General features: G+C 61.4%; 18 protein-coding genes and 3 tRNA genes. 8 read left to right on the top strand and 13 right to left on the bottom strand.

All coding sequences use genetic code 11. From position 1 onward, the window contains the following. Nucleotides 1–64: 64 nt before the first annotated feature. The 8 genes from FHY18_RS06865 to FHY18_RS06830 form a co-directional block, all read right to left on the bottom strand. Nucleotides 65–141, bottom strand: a tRNA-Asp gene (locus FHY18_RS06865). Nucleotides 142–168: 27 nt separating this feature from the next. After that, nucleotides 169–243, bottom strand: a tRNA-Val gene (locus FHY18_RS06860). 11 nt (nucleotides 244–254) lie between these two features. Continuing rightward, a complete protein-coding gene (locus FHY18_RS06855) occupies nucleotides 255–527 on the bottom strand; it encodes an HU family DNA-binding protein (RefSeq protein WP_002806049.1) in 273 nt (90 codons plus the stop codon). Between the two features lie 214 nt (nucleotides 528–741). Continuing rightward, a complete protein-coding gene (gene lon, locus FHY18_RS06850) occupies nucleotides 742–3213 on the bottom strand; it encodes an endopeptidase La (RefSeq protein WP_259153021.1) in 2472 nt (823 codons plus the stop codon). Nucleotides 3214–3356: 143 nt separating this feature from the next. After that, nucleotides 3357–4643, bottom strand: coding sequence for an ATP-dependent Clp protease ATP-binding subunit ClpX (gene clpX / locus FHY18_RS06845; RefSeq protein ID WP_046963201.1), 1287 nt, complete (start codon nucleotides 4641–4643; stop codon nucleotides 3357–3359). Between the two features lie 125 nt (nucleotides 4644–4768). Beyond that, nucleotides 4769–5395, bottom strand: coding sequence for an ATP-dependent Clp endopeptidase proteolytic subunit ClpP (clpP, locus tag FHY18_RS06840; RefSeq protein ID WP_002806026.1), 627 nt, complete (start codon nucleotides 5393–5395; stop codon nucleotides 4769–4771). A 95-nt stretch (nucleotides 5396–5490) separates the two neighbouring features. After that, nucleotides 5491–6783 carry a trigger factor gene (gene tig / locus FHY18_RS06835; RefSeq protein WP_259152968.1) on the bottom strand — a complete coding sequence of 431 codons (1293 nt, stop codon included), beginning with the start codon at nucleotides 6781–6783 and terminating at the stop codon, nucleotides 5491–5493. Between the two features lie 198 nt (nucleotides 6784–6981). Next, a tRNA-Leu gene (locus tag FHY18_RS06830) sits at nucleotides 6982–7066 on the bottom strand. Between the two features lie 270 nt (nucleotides 7067–7336). Between FHY18_RS06830 and FHY18_RS06825 the strand changes: the two genes are divergently transcribed. The 3 genes from FHY18_RS06825 to FHY18_RS06815 all read left to right on the top strand — a co-directional run bounded on the left by FHY18_RS06825 (nucleotide 7337) and on the right by FHY18_RS06815 (nucleotide 12099). Continuing rightward, complete coding sequence (locus FHY18_RS06825; protein ID WP_259153950.1) at nucleotides 7337–8611, top strand: ATP-binding protein; 1275 nt, start codon at nucleotides 7337–7339, stop codon at nucleotides 8609–8611. An 822-nt stretch (nucleotides 8612–9433) separates the two neighbouring features. Continuing rightward, a complete protein-coding gene (locus FHY18_RS06820) occupies nucleotides 9434–10696 on the top strand; it encodes a lipase family protein (RefSeq protein WP_259152967.1) in 1263 nt (420 codons plus the stop codon). Nucleotides 10697–11742: 1046 nt separating this feature from the next. Next, a complete protein-coding gene (locus FHY18_RS06815) occupies nucleotides 11743–12099 on the top strand; it encodes a type II toxin-antitoxin system RelE/ParE family toxin (protein ID WP_259152966.1) in 357 nt (118 codons plus the stop codon). Between the two features lie 19 nt (nucleotides 12100–12118). On the opposite strand, the gene FHY18_RS06810 is transcribed toward FHY18_RS06815, so the two are convergent. After that, on the bottom strand, nucleotides 12119–12430 hold the full coding sequence (locus FHY18_RS06810) for a helix-turn-helix transcriptional regulator (RefSeq protein ID WP_259152965.1): 312 nt from the start codon (nucleotides 12428–12430) through the stop codon (nucleotides 12119–12121). A 225-nt stretch (nucleotides 12431–12655) separates the two neighbouring features. Between FHY18_RS06810 and FHY18_RS06805 the strand changes: the two genes are divergently transcribed. The 4 genes from FHY18_RS06805 (at nucleotide 12656) to FHY18_RS06790 (ending at nucleotide 16851) form a co-directional block, all read left to right on the top strand. Then, nucleotides 12656–13135, top strand: a complete 480-nt coding sequence (locus FHY18_RS06805; protein WP_259152964.1) for a S24 family peptidase — start codon at nucleotides 12656–12658, stop codon at nucleotides 13133–13135. Continuing rightward, nucleotides 13135–14421, top strand: coding sequence for a Y-family DNA polymerase (locus FHY18_RS06800; RefSeq protein ID WP_259152963.1), 1287 nt, complete (start codon nucleotides 13135–13137; stop codon nucleotides 14419–14421). The genes FHY18_RS06805 and FHY18_RS06800 overlap by 1 nt, the downstream gene beginning before the upstream one ends. Nucleotides 14422–15271: 850 nt before the next feature. Beyond that, nucleotides 15272–16384 (top strand): ImmA/IrrE family metallo-endopeptidase, encoded by a 1113-nt coding sequence (locus tag FHY18_RS06795; RefSeq protein ID WP_259152962.1) that lies wholly within the window; start codon nucleotides 15272–15274, stop codon nucleotides 16382–16384. Further along, complete coding sequence (locus FHY18_RS06790; RefSeq protein WP_259152960.1) at nucleotides 16384–16851, top strand: PIN domain-containing protein; 468 nt, start codon at nucleotides 16384–16386, stop codon at nucleotides 16849–16851. Before FHY18_RS06795 ends, FHY18_RS06790 begins: the two co-directional genes overlap by 1 nt. Before the next feature lie 28 nt (nucleotides 16852–16879). On the opposite strand, the gene FHY18_RS06785 is transcribed toward FHY18_RS06790, so the two are convergent. The 4 genes from FHY18_RS06785 to FHY18_RS06770 are packed head-to-tail and all read right to left on the bottom strand — an operon-like array spanning nucleotide 16880 to nucleotide 20558. Continuing rightward, a complete protein-coding gene (locus FHY18_RS06785) occupies nucleotides 16880–17584 on the bottom strand; it encodes a site-specific DNA-methyltransferase (protein ID WP_259152958.1) in 705 nt (234 codons plus the stop codon). Next, nucleotides 17502–17747, bottom strand: coding sequence for a Com family DNA-binding transcriptional regulator (locus FHY18_RS06780; protein WP_259152957.1), 246 nt, complete (start codon nucleotides 17745–17747; stop codon nucleotides 17502–17504). Before FHY18_RS06780 ends, FHY18_RS06785 begins: the two co-directional genes overlap by 83 nt. Nucleotides 17748–17772: 25 nt before the next feature. Then, on the bottom strand, nucleotides 17773–18795 hold the full coding sequence (locus tag FHY18_RS06775; RefSeq protein WP_259152956.1) for a phage portal protein: 1023 nt from the start codon (nucleotides 18793–18795) through the stop codon (nucleotides 17773–17775). Beyond that, on the bottom strand, nucleotides 18795–20558 hold the full coding sequence (locus FHY18_RS06770; protein ID WP_259152955.1) for a terminase ATPase subunit family protein: 1764 nt from the start codon (nucleotides 20556–20558) through the stop codon (nucleotides 18795–18797). Before FHY18_RS06770 ends, FHY18_RS06775 begins: the two co-directional genes overlap by 1 nt. A 141-nt stretch (nucleotides 20559–20699) precedes the next feature. Here FHY18_RS06770 and FHY18_RS06765 point away from each other — a divergent pair, with 141 nt between their 5' ends. Further along, the gene (locus FHY18_RS06765) at nucleotides 20700–21542 is read left to right on the top strand and encodes a GPO family capsid scaffolding protein (protein ID WP_259152954.1); all 843 of its coding nucleotides are present in this window, start codon (nucleotides 20700–20702) and stop codon (nucleotides 21540–21542) included. Nucleotides 21543–21558 lie beyond the last annotated feature (16 nt).

Raw genomic sequence — 21558 nt, 5'->3', positions numbered from 1 at the left:
CAGTCGCATCGCGAATGTCGTGGAGAAAACGAAGCCCCCAATTGCTCAGGGGCTTCGGTGTAACTGGCGGAGCGGACGGGACTCGAACCCGCGACCTCCGGCGTGACAGGCCAGCATTCTAACCAGCTGAACTACCGCTCCGCGCTTAAAACTTTGCTTGGTGCTTAGTGGTGGGTGCTGAGGGTTTCGAACCCCCGACCCTCTCCGTGTAAGGGAGACGCTCTACCGCTGAGCTAAGCACCCTAGCGAGTCGATTAGTTTACTGCATCCTTCAGGGCTTTGCCAGCCTTGAATGCAGGATTCTTCGAAGCAGCGATCTTGATGCTGTCGCCGGTCTTCGGATTGCGGCCGGTACGCTCAGCGCGCTCGCGGACCTGGAAGGTGCCGAAGCCAACGAGGGTGACAGCGTCGCCCTTCTTCAGCGCCTTGGTGATTTCGCTCACAACCGCGTCGACAGCACGGCCAGCTTCAGCCTTGGAGATGTCAGCGGCAGCGGCAACGCCATCGATCAATTCGGTTTTATTCATTCTTGAAACTCCCTTTGCGGCAGATGCCGCGGAATCGACAATCGGCGCTCTTGCCGTTAGCGAAGAACCCGACACAAGTGGTATCGCGTGACGCATCACATTTTGCCGCGCCCACGAGTCGTGCATTTATACCAGCGCCCCCAACAGCACGCAAGCCAAAACCCAATAACGACGCGGGTTTTGGCTTGTTTCGGGACGTCTTAGACAGCGCACGTTAGTGCTTGACGCGGGTACCCGGGGTAGTGCGCGACTTGCCACGCACAGCAACGCGCGACGCAGTCTTGCGGGCTTTTTCCTTACCCACCTTCTTGGGTGCCAGCGGACGCTCCAGGGCGAGATCCAGCACTTCGTCGATCCACTTGACCGGCACGATCTTCAAGTCGCGCGTGACGTTGGCCGGGATGTCCGCCAGGTCCTTGCGGTTCTCGTCGGGGATCAACACGGTGCGGATGCCACCACGTAGTGCCGCCAGCAATTTCTCCTTCAAGCCACCGATCGCCGACACGCGACCGCGCAACGTGATCTCGCCGGTCATCGCCACATCGGCGCGGATCGGCACCCGGGTCAACACCGACACCAGCGAGGTCACCATCGCAATACCTGCGCTCGGGCCATCCTTCGGCGTCGCGCCATCGGGTACGTGCACGTGCACGTCCTGCTTCTGCAGGAAATCCACATCGATGCCAAGACGCTCGGCGCGCGAACGCACCACCGACAAGGCCGCCGATGCCGACTCCTTCATGACGTTGCCGAGCTGACCGGTGAGGATCAGGTTGCCCTTGCCCGGCACCAGTGTGGATTCGACCTGCAACAGCTCGCCGCCGACTTCGGTCCAGGCCAGGCCGGTGACCAGACCGATTTCGTTTTCCTCTTCGGCGCGACCGAAGTCGAAGCGACGCACGCCCAGGTACTTGTCGAGATTCTTCGCGTTGACCGTCACCAGTGCCTTTGGCTTGCCCTTCTTGGCGACCGCCTTCTTGGCAACCGGTTGCGGACCGGCAAGCGCAATTTCCTTGACCACCTTGCGGCAGATCTTGGCCACTTCGCGCTCAAGATTACGCACGCCCGATTCGCGCGTGTAGTAACGCACGATGTCCTGGATCGCATCGCTACCGATCTCGATCTCTTCTGGCTTCAGGCCATTGGCCTTGATCTGCTTGGGCACCAGGTAACGCATGGCGATGTTGAGTTTCTCATCCTCGGTGTAGCCGGGGATGCGGATCACTTCCATGCGGTCCAGCAACGGACCGGGAATATTGAGCGAGTTGGAGGTGGCGACGAACATCACCTCCGACAGGTCCAGGTCCACTTCCAGGTAATGGTCGTTGAAGGAGTTGTTCTGCTCGGGGTCGAGCACCTCCAGCAGCGCCGACGACGGGTCGCCGCGGAAGTCCATCGACATCTTGTCGATCTCATCCAACAGGAACAGCGGATTCTTGCTGCCGACCTTGTTGAGGTTCTGCACCAGGCGGCCGGGCATCGAACCGACATAGGTCCGGCGATGGCCACGAATCTCGGCCTCGTCGCGGATACCGCCAAGGCTCATGCGCACGAACTTGCGGTTGGTCGCCTTGGCGATCGACTGCCCGAGCGAGGTCTTGCCCACGCCCGGCGGGCCGACCAGGCACAGGATCGGGCCTTTCATCTGCTTCACCCGCGACTGCACGGCGAGGTACTCGAGGATGCGCTCCTTGACCTTGTCCAGGCCGTAGTGATCGGCGTCCAGCGTGTCTTCGGCAACCTTGAGGTCCTTGCGGACCTTGGTGCGCTTCTTCCACGGCACGCCCAGCAACCAATCCAGATAGTTGCGCACCACGGCGGCTTCCGCAGACATCGGCGACATCTGCTTGAGCTTGTTGAGCTCGGCCTTGGCCTTGGTCTCGACCGGCTTGGGCATGCCGGACTCGGCGATCTTGCGCGCCAGCTCTTCCAGCTCGCCCGGCGCGTCGTCCAGATCGCCCAGCTCCTTCTGGATCGCCTTCATCTGTTCGTTGAGGTAGTACTCGCGCTGGCTCTTTTCCATCTGCGACTTCACGCGACCGCGGATGCGCTTTTCCAGCTGCTGCACGTCGATTTCGCCGTCTACCAGCCCAACCAGCAGCTCCAGCCGCTCGCCGATCTCGGTGATCTCCAGCAGGCGCTGCTTGTCGGCCAGGCGCACGCCGATGTGCGCGGCGATGGTGTCGGCCAGGCGGCCTGGCTCGTCGATGCCGGCCAGGGTCTGCAACAGCTCGGGCGGCAACTTGCGATTGGTCTTGACGTACTGCTCGAACAGCGACATCAACGAGCGCGCGATCGCTTCCACTTCCCGCGCCTCACGGCCATCGCTGGCCTCGACTTCGATGCCCTGCCCCTGCAATGCGCCGTCCAGCTCGACGACCTTGTCGACGGTGACCCGCGACAAGCCCTCGACCAGCACCTTGATGGTGCCGTCGGGCAGTTTGAGCAGTTGCAGCACCTGGGCCAGGGTGCCGACGGTGTACAGATCGCCGGCAGCCGGGTCGTCGGTCTCGGCTGACTTCTGCGCCACCAGCAGGATGCGCTTGTCCGCCTCCATGGCCTTTTCCAGCGCGCGCATCGACTTGTCACGGCCGACGAACAGCGGAATCACCATGTGCGGAAACACCACCACGTCGCGCAGCGGCAACACCGGCAGATCGAGAACTTCTGGTTGGGACTGGGCCATGGGGCGCTCCGCAGGAATGGGGATTTGAGGCGTAAAAAAAGCCGATGGCCCCGTTATGGGGCCATCGGCGAGGTGTTGCAAGTAGCGCTTGGATCCCCTTTAACCGCGAGCCGGGGCTGGGCCTGGCTCCACGGCCACAGGACTCAGTCGCCCGACGCGGCCTTGGCCGGAGCCGGTTGCGCCTGGTAGATCAGATACGGCTCGGATTTGTGCTCGATGACCGACTCGTCCACCACCACCTTGCTCACGTTTTCCTGCGATGGCAGCTCGTACATCGTGTCCAGCAGCACCGATTCGACGATGGTGCGCAGGCCACGCGCGCCGGTCTTGCGCTTGAGCGCCTTCTTGGCGATCGCAGACAGTGCGTCCGGGCGGAACTCCAGTTCCACGCCTTCCATGTCGAACAGCTTCTTGAACTGCTTGGTGATGGCGTTCTTCGGCTCGGTCAGGATCTTGATCAGGGCCGGCTCGTCCAGTTCCTCGAGCGTTGCGACCACCGGCAGGCGGCCGACGAACTCGGGGATCAGGCCGAACTTGATCAGGTCTTCCGGCTCGACCTCGGCCAGGATCTTGCCGACTTCCTGCTTGCGCTCGCTGCTCTTGACCTTGGCACCGAAGCCGATGCCGCCGGCATCGTTGGAACGCGCCTGGATCACCTTGTCCAGGCCAGCGAAGGCGCCGCCGCAGATGAACAGGATGTTCTTGGTGTCCACCTGCAGGAACTCCTGCTGCGGATGCTTGCGCCCGCCCTGCGGCGGCACCGAGGCGACCGTGCCTTCGATCAGCTTCAGCAGCGCCTGCTGCACGCCTTCGCCGGACACGTCGCGGGTGATCGACGGGTTCTCGCTCTTGCGCGAGATCTTGTCGATTTCATCGATATAGACGATGCCCTGCTGCGCCTTCTCGACGTCGTAGTCGCACTTCTGCAGCAGCTTCTGGATGATGTTTTCCACGTCCTCGCCGACATAGCCGGCTTCGGTCAGAGTGGTCGCATCGGCGATCGTGAACGGCACATTGAGCAGGCGCGCCAGCGTTTCGGCCAGCAGCGTCTTGCCCGAGCCGGTCGGACCGACCAGCAGGATGTTGGATTTGGCGAGTTCGACGTCGTCGTTCTTGCTGCGGCTCTCGATCCGCTTGTAGTGGTTGTACACCGCCACTGCAAGCGTGCGCTTGGCACGCAACTGCCCGATCACGTACTGATCCAGCACTTCGAGGATCTCGCGCGGCTTGGGCAGGCTGGAACGGGCCGACTGCGCCTTCTCTTCGAGCTCTTCGCGAATGATGTCGTTGCACAGCTCAACGCACTCATCGCAGATGAATACGCTGGGACCGGCAATCAGCTTGCGGACTTCATGCTGACTCTTACCGCAGAACGAGCAGTAGAGAATCTTGTTGCTGTCGCCGGAACGACCTTGGCGGTCTTCGCTCATGCTTCTGTTACCCAGTTACCCCACCCGATGCACGGGGGTTCGATTTCGAGAATAGCACAGGGTCGGGAGGACATTCGCCCAGCCCGACCCTGCCGGTTTTTCCTGCAATTTCAGCAATCTGGCGATCAAGACGGCTGGATCGACTCTTCCGGACGACGTTCCAGCACCTGATCCACCAAGCCATAGGCCTGTGCGTCGACCGCGCTCTTGAAGTTGTCGCGCTCGGTGTCGCGCGCGATGGTTTCCAGCGACTGGCCGGTGTGCTTGGCCAGGATCTCGTTCAGGCGCGAACGCAGGGTCAGGATCTCGCGCGCATGGATGTCGATATCGGTCGCCTGGCCCTGGAAGCCACCGAGCGGCTGATGGATCATCACGCGCGAATTCGGCAGCGCATAGCGCTTGCCGGCGGCACCGGAGGCCAGCAGCAATGCGCCCATCGAGGCAGCCTGGCCGACGCAGATCGTGCTTACGTCCGGCTTGATGTACTGCATGGTGTCGTAGATCGCCATGCCGGCCGTGACCACGCCGCCGGGCGAGTTGATGTAGATGCTGATGTCCTTTTCCGGGTTATCCGCTTCCAGGAACAGCAGCTGGGCCACGATGACGTTGGCCATATGGTCGTCGATGGGACCGACCAGGAAGATCAGACGCTCCTTCAGCAGACGCGAGTAGATGTCGTACGCACGCTCGCCACGGCTGGTCTGTTCGACCACCATGGGCACCAGGTTCAGGGCTTTGGTCACAATGCTCATCAGTCTTCCCGTTATGGCAGCGGCCTGTGCCGCTGCCCGTGTTCGACATCCACGCCCCCGATCCTGCAGGGCGCAGTCCTTCTCTTGCTACCGCATCAGACGCGAATGGCGTCCTGGAACGACAGCGGCTGCTCGGTATGCTGGGCGCGCTCGGCGATCCAGTCGATCACCTGCTCTTCCATCACACGGCTCTGCAGCCCACCCATCAGTTGGGGGTCGTTACGGTACATCTCAATGACCTGTTCCGGCTCTTCGTAGGTGGAAGCGATCAGACGCAGCGTTTCGCTGACGCGCTTGGATTCCAGGCGCAGCTCGTTGCGACGGGCCACTTCGCCGACCAGCAGGCCGACCAGCACGCGCTTGCCGGCGGCATCCATGAAGCCCTGGTAGGCATCGTCCGGCACCTGGCCCGGATCGCGCCCGCTGCGACGCACCTGCTCGACCTGCTGGGCCAGCATGGAACGGGCCTCGTTCTCGACCAGACGCGGCGGCATTTCGACGTGCGCGTAGGCGGCGATCAGCTGCTCGCCCACTTCGCGACGCAGGCGGTTCATCAGCGCGCCCTTGAGCTCGCGCTCCAGGTTGGTGCGGATATCGGCGCGGAACTGCTCGGCATCGCCACTCTTGACGCCGAAGCTCTTGATGAACTCCTTGTCCACCACCGGCAGCACCGGCTCGGAGACTTCGACCGCCTTGACGTGCACCTGCACGGTCTTGCCGGCCAGCTGCGGCACGCGCCATTCGGCCGGGAAATCGACAGTCAGGGTCTTGTCTTCGCCCTTGGCCAGACCTTCCAGGCCCTTTTCGATCTGGTCGAACATCACGCCCGAGCCCAGCACGCTGCTACCGGTCTCCACGCCTTCGGCGGGCAAACGCTCGTCGCCGGCCTGCGACCAGGTCTCCAGCGCCACCAGGTCGCCGACCTGCGCGCCGCGCTCGACCGGGTTCCAGGTACGGCGCTGCAGGCGCAGGTTTTCGATCATCTGGTCGATGTCGGCATCGGTCACTTCGGCGGTGTGACGCACCACCGACAGCGTGGCGACATCGATATCGCCGAAGTCGGGCACCACTTCGAAGGTGGCGACGAAGTCGAAGTCGCTTTCGCCCTGGTCGATGCGCGGGTTGCCGGCCAGACGCAGCGAGTGCTCGCGCACGGCCGTGTCGAAGGTTTCGCGCAACAGACCTTCCATCGCCTCGGCACGCACCTGCTGACCGAAGCGCTGCTCGATGACCTTGGTGGGCACCTTGCCGGGACGGAAGCCCTTGATGCGCGTGGTCCGCGCCAGCTCGCGCAGGCGACCGCCGACGTGGGTCTCCAGACGCTCCTGCGGCAGGGTGAAGGTCAGGCGGCGTTCCAGATTGCCGGTGGATTCGATCGATGCTTGCATGTTGACTCCTGCCACCGACTGCACAAGCGTCGGCACGAGATGGAAGATGCGGGTTGACGGATGGCGAGAAAGCCGCCGAGCCTTGTAGTTTCGCCGATAACGGCGGCGGCTACCAGCGGGACGCGCGCAATGGCGCCTGCAGCCTGAAGCCGGTTTGCGGGAGCTGCAGCGGCCGGAGCACTCACGGCCGCACTGCATTGGTGCGAAAGGGGGGACTCGAACCCCCACGCCTTGCGGCGTCAGAACCTAAATCTGGTGCGTCTACCAATTCCGCCACTTTCGCGATGTCGCAGGTGCCTGCGCATTGTTGCAGGGATGCCGGCAAAGAAAAAGCGCTGCGAACGGGCCGGCAAGGCGGTGCGACTGGTCTGTGGCAGGCCGGCACGCGACCGCCTGCCCTCGCTTTCTGGAGACCAGTGCGAACCGGACTCGACTGAACGGTTTACGCTGCCAGCCTGATTCCAGCCCAAACCCGGTGATGTCGCGTGCGCATGACTGCGTCAATATTTGCGAAAATTCCGTTAAACCCAAGCCCAGAGAGCGCGCTGTCGCAATGAGAGACCGATACCGTCAGATCGTGGCACTGTCGCGAGACTGCATCAAAGAGATCGACCTCGACGGGCGGATCACAGCGGTCAATGTCAATGGATTGACCGCCCTGGGCGCCAGTGGTCCGGAGCAGATGCTTTCTCGCCCCTGGCGGGAGTTCTGGCCGGCCGAGGCCGTCGCGTTGGTCGATACGGCGCTGGCGGCATCGCTGGCGGGCTCGATCCATGAATTCGAGGCCAGCTGCGTCAACTTCGCAGGCGTACGCCAGACCTGGCAGGTGGTCACCAGCCCACTGTTCGACGAGGCCGGCAACGTCGAGGCAATCCTGGCGGTCAGCAAGAACATCTCCGACCGCCGTGCGCTGGAAGCGGCTTTCCACACGCTGGATCGCACCCTGAAGGCAGAGCGCGAATTCTCCATGGACGCGCTGATGCTGGCGCGCACGCGCGCGGACACCCTGTCGACCGAGCTGCATAACCTGCGCGATCTGCGCGAACGCATCGAAGACGATCTGGACATTGCGCGCGCCGCGCAAGGCGCTGCCGAAAAGATCTCCGAGCAGGCACAAAAGGGCGAGGCGGTTGGGCAACTGCTGGCCGGCGTCGTGCACGATCTGAACAATGTGCTGCAGGCCGCTACCTCGGCGATCGACCTGGTGGTCCAGCGCGGGAAGATCGATGCGCAGGACACCAAGTTGCTCGGGGTTGCCGACGCAGCATTGCAGCACGGCTCGGTGATGGCGCAACGCCTGGTGGGCTTCTCGCGCCAGTATCCCTACAGCCCCGACGTGGTCGACCTGGGCGCATTGGCAGCACAGCTCACCCCGCTGCTGGAGCAGGTCATCGGCGCGGACTTGCGCCTGCAGGTCCGCAACGACGCAGGCGCATGTTGCGCCATGGTTGACCAGCACACCCTCGAGCGCGCAGTACTCAACCTGGTCATCAATGCGCGCGATGCATGCGACGGCGGCGATACCATCCGCGTGGAGACTGGCCATGCAAGCGTGACAGACGCCGAAGCCAGCCTGACAAAACCCGCTGGGGAGTACGTCACCATCGCAGTCGCCGACGATGGACATGGCATGGATAGCGATGTGCAATCGCGGTTATTCGAGGCCTATTTCACCACCAAAAGTGCGGACAAGGGCGCGGGTCTGGGCCTGGCGCAGGTGTACAGCGCAGTCCGGCAGGCCGGCGGATTTGTCGACGTGACGTCGGCACCGGGTCTGGGCGCGCGCTTTACGCTTGCCTTCCCACGACTGCAACCTGCCGACGCCTGATGGGCGCTTGCGGATGCGTGCACGAGCAACGCGTAGACCGTGCTGACTGCATGATGGCCGGCAGCTCGGCTGCGGTGAGTCTTATTGTTCCAGCAACGGCAACAGGCGGACACGGGTGGCGTCGGCGATGAGCGATGGATCGAGGACGAGTGCGCCTGCCTGCAAATCGCCATGCGAAACTTGATGGTGCCGATGCGTGCAATCCATCGGTAACAGCACTGTCTTATCGATCTACGCATGCCTGATGACCGACTATTCCGACAGCTCTGCCTGATGACCGTCGCTGCTGCATCGGTACGTGACGCATCCTCTGCATGCAGCGCGCGCTTCGGAACACCGCCTGCAATGCGCTATCCCAGATCGAATCGCTGATACGCGCCGATGCAACGTCGTCGCTGGCGTCGGTCGCATGCTCATATGCACTTACATGCAACGCATCTGCATTGGTCGGCCATCGACCCCACATTTCCTGGCGTAGCCACTACCCGATAAACACATCCCGGCGATGGGGTGACCCGAGCATCTCGCGTTCGCGCCGGGAGTGCGCGCTTCGCGGATACGGAATCCTTGCCCGATCCACAAGCCCATAGTCTGGCGACCCGAACGTCCCGGCATTTCTGGCTACCACCACATCGACTGCATCGCCATCGAACATTCACGACCAGCGCGTGGCAATGGCTCGTCGCCGACTGCGGTCGCGAACAGAGCACATGTATGGCAGTCGAGAAACATCGTGTCTTGCTATCGACCGACATCACCGTCAAGCGCCTTGCCAATCCCCAACACCCCGGTCACGGGGCAACCTCGCTGAGGAAATGCATCATGGTTCAGACACACCTTCGCAAGTCGTCCGGCCTGTTTACCGCCATTGCAACTGCCCTGGCGCTGTTACCCGTGATGGCATTGGCATCGCCCGCACGAGGTACCTTGCTCAACAGCAATTTCCTCACCAGCTATACGCGCAGTGCGCTTGCCGCGTTGCTGCCCGACGAGAAGGCCGCCGAGCAGCCCAGATGCGATGTCCGCGTTGCCGAAATCACCTATGCAACGATCGGCGTGCACGGAGAGCCAGCCACCGCGTCGGCCGTGTTGCTGGTGCCGGGCGGCGCAACCTGCAACGGACCCTATCCCCTGCTTGGCTGGGACCAGGGCACCGAACCACTACGCACTGCAGAACAGGCGAAGGAAATTCGCGACGCGAAGGGCGATGACCCGTTGGTCACCCGGCTCGCCGGCCAGGGCTATGTGGTGGTGAGCACCGATTACCTGGGACTGGGCAAATCCAACTATGCCTTCCATCCGTATCTACATGCCGCCAGCGAAGCCAGTGCAAGTATCGACGCGATGCGTGCCGCACGGCAGGTGCTGACACGCTTGAACACGCCGCTGTCGGGCAAGGTCATGCTCGCGGGGTACTCGCAAGGCGGACACGCCGCGATGGCAACCCAGCGCGAAATCGAGGCGCATTTCTCCAAGGAGTTCAACCTGGTTGCCAGCGCACCGATTTCCGGGCCTTACGCGCTCAGCCAGAGTTTCCTGGACAGCTGGAGCGGGCATAACGCGGTGGGCGAAAGCAGCTTCGGACTGGTGCTGGCGACCTACGCACTGGTCGGTATGCAGCACGCCTACCAGAACCTCTATCTGGCGCCGTCGCAGGTCTTCCAGGACCCGTGGGCCGGAAAGGTCGAAGCGCTCTTCCCCGGCACGCATGAACTGACCGACCTGGCGCTCGGCGATTCGCTGCCAACCATCGACAAGGTGCGCAGCTACTTCCAGCCAAGTTTCTACAACGACTTTGCGCGCAACCCGAACAACGCCTTCCGCAAGGATCTTGCCCGCAACGATCTGCTGGACTGGACACCGCGGACACGCACGCTGCTCTGCGGCTCTTCCAATGACGCCACGGTGCCGTTGAAGAACGCCACCACTGCCATCGCTGCATTCAAACAACGCGGCAGCACGCAGGTGTCGGTGGTGGATCTGGGCAGCGGCAATCGCGCAGACAACAGTGCACTCGAGCATTTGTTGACCAAGGAGAGCTGCATCATCGCGGTGCGCCAGCAACTGCTCGACAAGCAGCGCTAGCGGCAGGCGCACGGCGCCACGGACGCAGGATGAGACCACGGCGGACGGCGCGCAGGACACTGCCGCCGCTCGTCAGTCGGTCCGTTGCAACGTCCAGGCAGCTACTGCCTGGGACCTGTCGACCGCGCGCGACAGCGTGGCGCATGTCATGCGATCGATGCAGAGACAAGAACGCGCGTCCATGCCGACACCACGGTTGCAGCGCCGCTTGCACCAGCGCTTGCCACAAAGAAAAACAGCCACTCAACTTTCGCTGAGTGGCTGCCTGTCTGGTGGGCCGTCAAGGATTCGAACCTTGGACCTATTGATTAAGAGTAAGCCTCATTAAGACTATAAATCAATAGCTTAAGCCTATTTTTTCTCCCGGCAGGACGGCGCGAACATCAAGTCCCTCAATGGCCCTGCTGTGCATTTTCCCGCTCCGGGAGGAGCCTGAGTGCCGTGGCTGGGCCACCGGCAGCCTTCTAGTGACACAGCCGCCATGGCGAAGATCAAGAAGGCTATCTGGCTAAACCTGTCTCATTCGCGACTGATCGGTGTTAGTCATAAGTAAGAACTGAGTCAGCACGCTGCCTTGCCTAAGTACGCCCCCCCCCCCGGACCTTGCCCCTCTATCTACGCGGCTGCACCGTCGCCAGCGGCCGAATAGACGCCGTCCTAAGTACTGCGGGATCAGCACTGAGCGAGTAAACCTGCGCAGCACCGTCCGCTGCACCGGGCGTGCCGGGCGTGCCGATACTCCAGCCTGCGACTTCGGCGCCAAGCGGCCCTCAATCTTTTTTAGATAGGACACAGGCTAGCGCACGCGCGTGCAGTACGCCCCCCTCCCGCAATCCTTCACTAGCGTCCGCCAAACGATCCGGCCAATCGTCGGTTCGTGACGCTTTGCAACGACGAACGTCACACATTGACAATTATGCAATCTTGGATATAATAGCCGAGCCCGCACAACTGTGCTGGTAATGAAGGTCGTCACTCCGACGACCAAAAGAGAGGAATCGTCATGAACGTCCGAGCAATAAAACTACAAAAGGGTCTTAACCAAAATGAAAGAAAACGCAGAAAAGATTGAAGCACAGTTTGTGCCGTTAGAACTTGTCTTTGTGGATTCCACCCTCAAAGACTTGAAAAAGCTCCCCAAGGATAAGCGCACCCAAATCGGGAACAGCCTTACCGCTGTTCAACATGGACGGGCGCCATTTCTTCAGTTCGCTCATCTGCATCTTCCCAAAGGCATGTCGGCCATTGAACTCAAGATCAATGGCAGCCCAGGTTTCAGATGTGTGTACACCACCAAGGTAGCAGGCAAGCTTCATGTGGTGTACGTGGGCAAGAAGACAACCGACGGGACAGATCGTCAGCTGATAGAGTTGGTGATCAAAAGAGTGCGAAAGCTGAGCTAGCTCAGGGGGGCGATGTTGATCATCGCCCTTTTTTTACTTCCATGGTCAGGGGAATAGAACTGTTCGACGGATCGAAGGTTGAGTCGATCTTATAACCGGTCCTCACCAACATGCTTAGAAGCGCGTCAATGGAAAATTTGTCCAACTTGCCTCGCACCAAGTTGCTGACGCGCGGCTGAGATATTTGGAGCTGTTCAGCCGTTGCGGTCTGGGTCCAGCCTTTTTCTCGGATGAGCTCAACTAACGCTATTGCGAGCTTAGCCTTGAGCGAATTTAAGGTGTACTCGACGGGGTCGTCGGTTAGAAGTTCAAAGATATTTTGTGTATTCATAATTCTTCAAGTAGCTCATAGAGCCATCACTTGACCAGTCCAATGGACAGACGCGGAACTATATATCCGTACTTGTATTTCTGTCAACCCCTTGCTGCATTCTGATGGATGACTCCGCTTATGTTTGGTGCGGTTGTCCACGGCCAGAGCCGTAATCGTTAGTAATTTTGCTAACTTGGCAGGCCGTCTCGACTTGTGAGACATCGTCCCGCGAGAGTTCGCGCCATGTTGTCCCTGCCGCCGCCCCATACCTACGCCCGCCTGCTCGGGCCTGCCTGCCTTGAGCCAGCGCCGCTGAACCTGCCGGTCAGCGCACTCCGGATCCAGCTGGGGTTCCCCTCGCCCGCTGAAGACTTTCAGGACGACGAGTTCGATCTGAACCGGGTACTGATCCGGAATCCGCCGGCTACCTTTCTGTATCGGGCCGAGGGCTGGAGCATGATCTTGGCCGGCGTCTGTGACGGGGACATCCTTGTGGTGGATCGTTCAGTGAGTCCGATCAATGGCGACATGGTGCTGGCCATCTGGGACGGCAATCAGCCGGTCTGCAAGATCCTTCAGGTCGCGGACGACCACATCGAGCTCCACAGCCGCAGCCCACACTGCGCGCCGATCGTCCTGGCGCCAGGCACAGAGGTCGAGGTGTTCGCGGTCGTGGGCGTGGTCCGCCAGGTCACGCGCGCTCATTCCCGCGCTGGCCGCTGATGTTCGCGTTGATCGACGGCAACAACTTCTACGCCAGCTGCGAGCGGGTGTTCCAGCCCGAGCTGCGCGGCAGGCCGTTGGTCGTGCTGAGCAACAACGATGGCTGCGCCATTGCGCGATCGGACGAGGCCAAGGCGCTAGGCGTGACGATGGGACAGCCCATCCACAAGGTGCCCACGCAGATCCGCCGGCGGCTGGCGTTGCGCTCCGCAAACTTCGGTCTGTACGGCGACATCGCCTCGCGCATCGGCGTGATCCTTCGCCAAGCCGCGCCGCGTGTGGAGGTTTACTCCATTGACGAGTCGTTCCTTGACCTGGCCGGGATCCGCGATCGCCGGCAGCTCGCGGTCGACCTACGCAAGCGCGTTCACCAATGGACTGGCATCCCGAACTGCATCGGCATCGCGCCGACGAAGACCTTGGCCAAGTTGGCCAACCGGGTCGCCAAGGATGCGGCGCGCAAACCGGGCAGCTACCCGGCCGACCTGGCCGGCGTCTGTGACTTGGCAGCGCTCAGTGCAAGCGAGCTCGATGCCGTGCTGCGGGCCACGTCAGTTGGCGACCTCTGGGGCGTTGGTAGGCGCTGGAGCGCCAGGCTGCAGGCACGCGGTGTGTATACGGCAGCGGATCTGCGGGATGCGGCTGCAGACGACCTGCTCGCGGAGTTCGGAGTGGTGATGGCGCGCACGCAGCGCGAGCTGCAGGGTCACGCCTGCCTCGAGCTCGAGGAGGTCGAGCCAGACCGGCAGCAAATCATGGTCAGCCGATCGTTCGGGACATGGGTAAGCGACCCGCAAGATATGTCAGAGGCGCTGGCCACCTTCGCCATGCGTGCCACCGAGAAGCTGCGCGCTCGCGGATTGACTTCGAGCGCGATTGGCATCTTTGCCGAAACGGATTCGTTCAAGCCGGGCGTACCGCAGCACAACCCATCACGCACCGCCCCACTCGCCTCCGCCACCTCTGACAGCCGCATCGTGCTCACGACTGTACGCCGGCTGTTCCAGGGCTTCATGCGAGAAGGCTTCGCCTACAAAAAGGCCGGCGTGTGCTTGATGGATCTAGCCAAGCCTGAAGACCTGCAGGGCGACCTATTCACACCGGCTCGCATCGGCGACGAGAAGCTGATGAGCGCCTTGGACGCTATCAACCGACGCTTCGGCCGGGGTACGGCCGGCCTCGGTGCAAGCGGGTGGCAGAACTCTCCAGCATGGGCTTCGCGGCAAGAGCTCTTGTCGGGACGCTTCACTACCTCACTGGCAGATCTTCCGCGCGCCACGTGCTGACGGCGCGCCAGCAGGCCTGACTCAGGCAGCTCGGTCTAGTTCGAACTTCTGCGGCACCCTGCAGGCGTTGCCAATCACGCAAGGCGGGCGGTCAGTGCGCGAGTGCTCAAGCGTGGGCGCAAGGCGGTAGCTGGAGCCCCCTTAAAGGCCCCTAATGGGAAATTTTTGGGATGACCATCGGAACAAGGTAATTTAGGTAATCCTCGCCACGATACGCCACAATCCCCATATTTATCAATAACCTATTTAACAATATCAAAGGTAATTAAAGGGTAATTGGGAGGTAATGGGATTACCTTTTGGGGAGGTAATCAACCTCCCAAAAAATACCCTTAAATTTCAATCACATAACTTTCGTATGGGAGGCTGATTACCCTAAATCACCCCAAAAGGTAATCTTAAATTTCCCAGTTGCATCAATCGCTTAGATCCTGTTTCAGGTCACCGATTACCGATTACCTGGTTCCGATGGTCATTTGCCGAAATGCGCCGGGAGGTCTAGCCACGGAACGCAGCCGCGCTCCCCCGCAAAAGCCCCAGGGCGCGCAGGGATCCGCAGGGAAGAGCGGCCCCCTCGAACCGCGCGGATCGGCAGCAGCAGCGCGGCCTAGTGCCACCCTGCGGGGGTGCAGCGAAAACCATGCATGAAGCCCGCAGGCGTGGCGGGGCGACGATTGCGCGCGCCAGCGTTCGCTCTCTGTAAAGGCGTGGCGGCTTCTCACACGGTGGGACTGGCGTCGGGCAGCCTCAATGGCGATACTTCGTTTGTACGGAAGGAGTTGCAATGAGAGGCGAGCCAGTAGTGGGCATCCAGCCTAGCGTGATGCGCTGGGCTCGAGAGAGCGCCGGTATGTCAGTGGACGACGTAGCAAATCGGTTGAAGCGGCAGCTGGCCGAGGTGGAATCGTGGGAGTCTGGGCAAGGCGCTCCTACCTACCCACAACTCGAGCGCCTCGCGTACGAGCTCTACAAGAGGCCGCTCGCTGTCTTCTTCCTTCCGGCACCTCCACAAGAGGTCAGCCCTAAGCAACAGTTCAGGACCCTACCTGAAGAAGACTTGGCTAGCCTTTCAAGGGACACCTATCTGCACCTGCGCAAAGCGCGCGCTTATCAAGTTGGGCTGGAAGATCTTTACAGCCATATCAATCCAGCCCCAAGGAAAATCTGGCATCACATTTCGCTAAATTGGGACCAAGATCTAGCTGCTCAAGCGACCTTGATCCGAGAAGAACTCGGAATCGATAGCGCCAGCCAGGCTGGTTGGGGTAACGATGATCGTGCTTTGAAAGCTTGGCGCGCAGCGATCGAAAAAGCTGGGATATTCGTTTTTAAAGACAGCTTCAAACAGGATTCCATTTCCGGCTTCTGCCTGCGGGATCAAGATTTCCCGTTGATCTACATCAACAACAGCACTACTAAAACCAGGCAAATATTTTCGCTACTGCATGAGCTCGCACACATTCTTTTTAATGTTAGCGGGATTTCTAAATTTGATTCTTCTTACGTCACTGCACTTCCCGCACGCGAGCAAGCTTTAGAGGTTTTCTGCAATGCAGTGGCTGCCGAAGTACTCATTCCGCGAGAAGAATTTGCGCGAGTGACCGCGATGGCGCCTGGTAATGTTGAAGCACTAGGTGACACATACTTTTCGGCTATTGCTCGGCACTTCGGAGTAAGCCGCGAGGCAATATTGCGCCGCTTCTTGAATGAAGGCCGAGCGACCAAGGTCTTCTACGAGGGCAAGGCTGAAGAATGGAATGCTCAGATGTCTGAGCGCGAACCAGGCGGCGGGAGTTGGTATGCGAGTAAAGGAGCCTACCTAAGCGATACGCTCTTAAGGGAAGTATTCGCACGTCGACTACGAGGACAATTATCGTCTGAGCGCGCGGCTGAGTATCTAGGTGTGAAGGCAGCAAACATCCCCGGTCTGGAAGACCTTGTTCTGCACAGGACGAGCAACTGATGTACGTCTTCGACACAGGCTCTTATAGCAAGCTTAAACACTATTATCCGCAAGTATTCAGCTCTCTTTGGCAACACTTGAGTGCTCTTGCTCAAAGCGGCGTGATAGTTTCAACGCGTGAAGTGCGCAGGGAACTGGGCAATGGAGCCCCTGTCCCCCATCTGATCCAATGGTTCGACTCTCATTCACAGATGTTCACGACTCCAAACGCGAACGAGCTGCAATTCGTTGCAGCAATCTTCGTGATACCGAACTTCCAAAACATCATCGGCGAGCAGCAGAGGCTGACGGGCTCACCGGTTGCCGACCCCTTCGTGATCGCAGCAGCCGCAACACGCGGATTCACCGTTGTTACCGAAGAAGTCTTTAAACCAAATTCTGCCAAGATACCCACGGTATGCCAGCACTTCGGCATACCGTGCATCAATCTAGAGCAGTTCATGGCGAACGAAAAACTCAGCTTCTAAAGTGGCTGCCGATAGGCAGCCCTTAAACTTAAGTGCAGGCTGTTAACCTTCCAGAAGCAATTTCGAAGTAAGAAGCAGTCATTTCGATGCCTGTCCACTTGTAGCCCTCTAAATCTGCCGCAACTACTGTTGTGCCACTTCCGGCGAACGGGTCGAGCACTCTTCCCCCGGACTCGCAGATCCGCACCAGCTGTCGCATCAACCCTGTTGGCTTGCCGGTTAAGTGGTGCTTATCGGCCTTGCGCACTGACTCGCGAATCACACCAGGCAAAACCGGCGCACGACGATCCAGCGGCATGTTGCCCTTGCTGCCCCACACGATGTATTCGGCTTGGTTGCGGAAGCGGCCTAGCTGCGGCCGTACTCCCTCGGTCTTGTCCCAGACGGTGATGCCGCGCCAGGTGAAGCCGGCGATCTGCAGCGCGTCGGTGGTCAGCGGCAGCTGCCGCCAATCAGTGAACAGCAGCACCGGGGCGCCTTCCTTGAGTACGCGCGCGCACTCGGACAGCCACAGGTGCATCCATTTCAGGTGCGAGCGCTGGTCGCGCTCATCGCCAACAAAGTCGGCATGTCCGCCATCCCGGCAGTACTTGGTCGACGGCGGCCGTGCCCGGGCAGCGGCTGTCAGGCCGCCGCTCGCATACGGCGGATCAGTGATCAGCGCGTCGAACGAATTCGCTTCGAGCGTGGGCAGGATGGTCAGAGCGTCGCCCTGGAGCAGCTGGTTTTTCATGGTGAGAGCCTTCTTGGATTCGCTCGCGGCGATCGGAGGTGAGGCTCTCGGCCTTCAGGTGATTGAGCGTGCCGCAACGCGGGCACTTGATCTGGATTTCATCGAAGGCGCTGGCCTTGCACAGCAGGCGGGCGCATTCGCCACAACGTAGGTTCTTGAGCATTGCTTGGTCTTGCGGTGGGAAAGGATTACGCGGCCGCTGGCGGCGCGTAGGGGGTGAAGGCGATGACCTCATCGCCCACCCAGTCGTTGATCTTCAACATGCGCGCCTGCAGCGGTTCCAGCTCGTTGGCGGCCCACACGGCAGCGGCCTCACGGATCGACCCGAAGCCGCCCGCGTTCTGTGGCACGATGCCCATGAGTTGCGGCGGGATCCGCAGCGCGGCCAGCATGTCGTCGCGGGTGATGCCCTTGATGCCGCTGAACTCGTCCTTGGCCGCCACCTCGCTGACCGGGATCAGCTTGAGGCCGTCCTTGTTGCCGCCCGGCGAGTACAGGAACAGGTTGCGGAAGTTGCCCGGCCCCTTGGCGCCCTTCATGGCGTTGCGCAGCGCATCGACGTCTTCCTGGCTCTGCTGCGGATCGGTCAGGTACAGGATGAAGCCGGCATGCGAGCCGTTGTTGTAGTACTTGCGGCGAAACAGCGTGGCCGACTCGTTGAGCAGCGCCGACTGCATCGCCGGCATCCACTCGGGCAGGCCGTAGAGTTCTTGATCGACATCGGCTTCGCGCAGCTGGAACACGCTGCCCGGCTCGAACACGTGCTCGTCGTGCCAGGTGCGCACCTGGAAGTACTCGCCCTCCGCAACACCGCGCCGCACGTACTTGGACAGCGGCGCAGCCAGCGACAGCGCGCCGCCCATGCGGTTGCGGCGGCGCTCGAGGTAGCCATTGCCCAACGTGATCCAGTCCAGTGACAGCTGCTCGAAGGCTTCGCGTGTCAGCAGCCGGTGCGGCTTGAAGGTGCGCGCCAGCATGTTGCGCTTGAAGATCAGACCGGACTGCAGGAACGGATTGCTACGCGTGGTCTTGGACAGGCCGTCCAGGGCCACCGGCGGCTCGTACCAGCGCCCGTTCTGCCAGCACTCCAGATAGTCCAGCACGCCGCGCCCATCGAGCACCGGCGTCGGGTCGCCAAAGGTGAACGCCTCGGTGCGTGCAGGTACGGCTGGCGCTGCAGGCGCGGTGGCGGGCAGCTGGTCGGTCAACATCAAGAGATCTCCATGAAGCCGGAGTTGCGCGCGGTGCGCCCTTCCAGCGGTTCGTTCTGCAGCGCGTGGAACAGTGCCCACGCCAGGTCCGCGTGGCCGGTCTCTTCCGAGCGGCCAGCAGTGAAGGTGGATTGCCGGCCGCTGGCCGTCATGGTCTTGCGGATGGCCATCAATGACTGGGCCACGTCGGTCCAGCCCGCATCGAACTCCAGCCTGCCGTTGTGGATCACGTCGAACGCCTTGAGCACTAGGCGCGTCTTGACCTCCGGCGAGTAGCTGAAGGTGACCAGATTCGGGAAGAACTGCTTCACCAGCTGCGCCACCCCGCTGCCCATGCCGGTGGTGTCGATGCCGATATAGGTCACCCAGTAGCGGCGCGTGATGCGCTCGATCTCGGCGGCCTGCTTTGCAAAGTCCATGCCCCGGAACTGGATCCGCTCCAGCAACCGGAACTTGCCGCCAGGCTGCTGCGGTGGCGCCACCACGACCAGGCCGGCGGTGTCGCCGGTCTCGGCCGGGTCGTAACCGATCCACACCGCGCGATCGCCGTAGGGGCGCGCGGCGAACGGCTTGTAGTCCTGGCCCCACTCCACCCAGCTGTCCACCATGCACGGTTGCAGCATCGCCAGCGGGAAGATGCTGGCGCCGTCGTCAACGAAGTCGCACATCAACAGGTTGGCGAACGCGTCCGGACTGTATTCCTCGCGCAGCTCGTCGATGTCGAACAGATCGCATCCACGGCGCTGGGCATCAAGGATGTTGACGATCTGCCGCCACGCGCGGTCCTGGCAGCGGCGACCACCGGCCAGGGCGTCATGCGAGACATCAATCTGGATCCGCTGCGCGGCCGGCTTGCCCTTGTTGCGGCGCTCGCCGGTCCAGAACGTGTAGGCCTCGTGGGCCATGCTCGATGGCGTGCTGAAGTAGGTCTTGCGCCACTTCTTGTGCATCGCCATGCCGCTAGCGACCTTGTTCAATTCGTTGAACCCGTAGGTCCAGAAGAACTCGTCGAAGTAGAAATTGCCGTGGTAGCCCTGCGCGGTGCGCGCATTGGTGCCCAGGAAGAACAGCTCGGCGCCGTTGGGGAACACGATGCTGTCGCCGCCGGAGAGCGTCTCGTCAATCGCTTCGCGCACGAACTGCTGCATATAGCCACGGAACAGGTGCGCCTGCGCCTTGGACGCGCTGAGGAAGATCTGATTGCGCCCGGTGGTGAGCGCGTCGATGAGCGCCTCGCGGGCGAAGTAGAACGTGGCACCGATCTGGCGCGACTTGAGGATGATGCGCGTGCGCTCGTTGCCTGCCCGGTACCAATCGCGCTGATAGTCGAAGCAACCATCGACGAACGCGGTGGTCAGCTGCTCGATCTGTTCCTCTGTGAAGTCGTTGCGCTTGAGCTTCTTCTTGGGCGCGGCGTTGCGATTGGCGACAGCCGGATTCAAGTCGGCTTCGTTGCCGCCGCCCTGGTAGCGCTGGATGCGCGCTTGGCGCTCCAGCTGCCGGTGCAGCAGATCAATTTCTTTGAAGTCGCCGCCGGACTTTTCCGGCTTCATGATCAGCACGACCAGGCGTGCTTCCAGTGCGCCACCGATGCGCTCGACGTTATCTGCGCGATCCCACTCGTCACGCGACTTCCAGCTGTGTACAGTCTTCTCGTTCTCGCCGATGGCCTGCGCAATTTCGGTCACGCGCCATCCCATCCAGTACAGGAACTTGGCCTGTCTGCGGGTGTCCATCGGGAGCTGGGTGGCAACGCTTTGCATGCCACCAGAGTGAAGCGCTCCTTCTAATCTCGACAGCGCATAGACACGTAATCGCTTGGTTTACACGGCGCTTACGTTGCTGCGCTATGCGCTGCGTTTGACCATGGGTCATCGCAAACGCATCCAGCGCAGAGGACACCCATGTCGGCCAAGGCCAAGAAGTTTCGTTCCAACTGGTTCCGCGTGGCCGTCGAAGGCGCCACCACCGATGGCCGCACGATTCAGCGCAGCTGGATCGACGACATGGCCGCGACCTACAACCGCGAGACCTACAACGCCCGCATCTGGATCGAGCACATGCGCAGCCTGCTGCCGGACTCGCCGTTCCGTGCGTATGGCGATGTCACTGCGGTTAAGGCGGAAGAGGTGGAGATCGACGGCACCAAGCGCCTGGCGCTGTTCGCACAGATCGAGCCGACCGCCGACCTGATCACCATCAACAAGTCCAAGCAGAAGCTCTACACCAGCATCGAGGTGCAGGAGAAATTCGCCAATACCGGCAAGGCCTATCTGGTCGGCCTGGCTGTGACCGATTCGCCGGCCAGCCTGGGTACTTCCATGCTCAGCTTCGCCAGCCAGAACCCGGATGCCAACCCGCTGGCCGATCGCAAGCAATCGCCCGGCAACCTGTTCACCGTCGCGGAAGAAACGGCGCTGGAATTCAGCGAAGTCAGCGACGGCCCGGTCGCCAATCTGCTCAGCCGGATCCGCACCGCGCTCAAGAGCGAGGACGCCACCAGCATCACCGCCAAGCAGTTTGCCGACCTCGGCCAGGGCGTCGAAGAGATCGCCGAGCACGTGCGCGGCCAGGACGAACGCTTCAACCGCCTGCAGGCCGAGCACGCCGAGCAGAAGAGCAAACACGAGCAGCTGGCGAACGACTTGGCGCAGCTGCGCGAATCGCTCTCACAGCAGCCCGATCCCGCACAGCCCGCACGTCCGGTGGTCACCGGCAGCGGCGCAGCCGTGCTGACCGACTGCTGATCCCACACACCACACA

The sequence above is a fragment of the Xanthomonas sp. 3793 genome (assembly GCF_024806835.1).
Taxonomy (GTDB): domain Bacteria; phylum Pseudomonadota; class Gammaproteobacteria; order Xanthomonadales; family Xanthomonadaceae; genus Xanthomonas; species Xanthomonas arboricola_F.
The sequence above is the reverse complement of the archived record's forward strand: the minus strand, read 5'-3'. Positions and strand labels throughout refer to the sequence as shown.

Excerpts from the sequence above, each read along its gene's own strand:
- FHY18_RS06805 (WP_259152964.1), top strand. The coding sequence starts at position 12,656 with ATGTTGTCCCTGCCGCCGCCCCATACCTACGCCCGCCTGCTCGGGCCT.
- clpP (WP_002806026.1), bottom strand. The coding sequence starts at position 5,395 with ATGAGCATTGTGACCAAAGCCCTGAACCTGGTGCCCATGGTGGTCGAA.
- FHY18_RS06780 (WP_259152957.1), bottom strand. The coding sequence starts at position 17,747 with ATGCTCAAGAACCTACGTTGTGGCGAATGCGCCCGCCTGCTGTGCAAG.
- FHY18_RS06775 (WP_259152956.1), bottom strand. The coding sequence starts at position 18,795 with ATGTTGACCGACCAGCTGCCCGCCACCGCGCCTGCAGCGCCAGCCGTA.
- FHY18_RS06785 (WP_259152958.1), bottom strand. The coding sequence starts at position 17,584 with ATGAAAAACCAGCTGCTCCAGGGCGACGCTCTGACCATCCTGCCCACG.
- FHY18_RS06810 (WP_259152965.1), bottom strand. The coding sequence starts at position 12,430 with ATGAATACACAAAATATCTTTGAACTTCTAACCGACGACCCCGTCGAG.
- FHY18_RS06800 (WP_259152963.1), top strand. The coding sequence starts at position 13,135 with ATGTTCGCGTTGATCGACGGCAACAACTTCTACGCCAGCTGCGAGCGG.
- FHY18_RS06790 (WP_259152960.1), top strand. The coding sequence starts at position 16,384 with ATGTACGTCTTCGACACAGGCTCTTATAGCAAGCTTAAACACTATTAT.
- FHY18_RS06795 (WP_259152962.1), top strand. The coding sequence starts at position 15,272 with ATGTCAGTGGACGACGTAGCAAATCGGTTGAAGCGGCAGCTGGCCGAG.
- clpX (WP_046963201.1), bottom strand. The coding sequence starts at position 4,643 with ATGAGCGAAGACCGCCAAGGTCGTTCCGGCGACAGCAACAAGATTCTC.
- FHY18_RS06815 (WP_259152966.1), top strand. The coding sequence starts at position 11,743 with ATGAAAGAAAACGCAGAAAAGATTGAAGCACAGTTTGTGCCGTTAGAA.
- FHY18_RS06825 (WP_259153950.1), top strand. The coding sequence starts at position 7,337 with ATGAGAGACCGATACCGTCAGATCGTGGCACTGTCGCGAGACTGCATC.
- tig (WP_259152968.1), bottom strand. The coding sequence starts at position 6,783 with ATGCAAGCATCGATCGAATCCACCGGCAATCTGGAACGCCGCCTGACC.
- FHY18_RS06770 (WP_259152955.1), bottom strand. The coding sequence starts at position 20,558 with ATGCAAAGCGTTGCCACCCAGCTCCCGATGGACACCCGCAGACAGGCC.
- lon (WP_259153021.1), bottom strand. The coding sequence starts at position 3,213 with ATGGCCCAGTCCCAACCAGAAGTTCTCGATCTGCCGGTGTTGCCGCTG.
- FHY18_RS06820 (WP_259152967.1), top strand. The coding sequence starts at position 9,434 with ATGGTTCAGACACACCTTCGCAAGTCGTCCGGCCTGTTTACCGCCATT.
- FHY18_RS06765 (WP_259152954.1), top strand. The coding sequence starts at position 20,700 with ATGTCGGCCAAGGCCAAGAAGTTTCGTTCCAACTGGTTCCGCGTGGCC.
- FHY18_RS06855 (WP_002806049.1), bottom strand. The coding sequence starts at position 527 with ATGAATAAAACCGAATTGATCGATGGCGTTGCCGCTGCCGCTGACATC.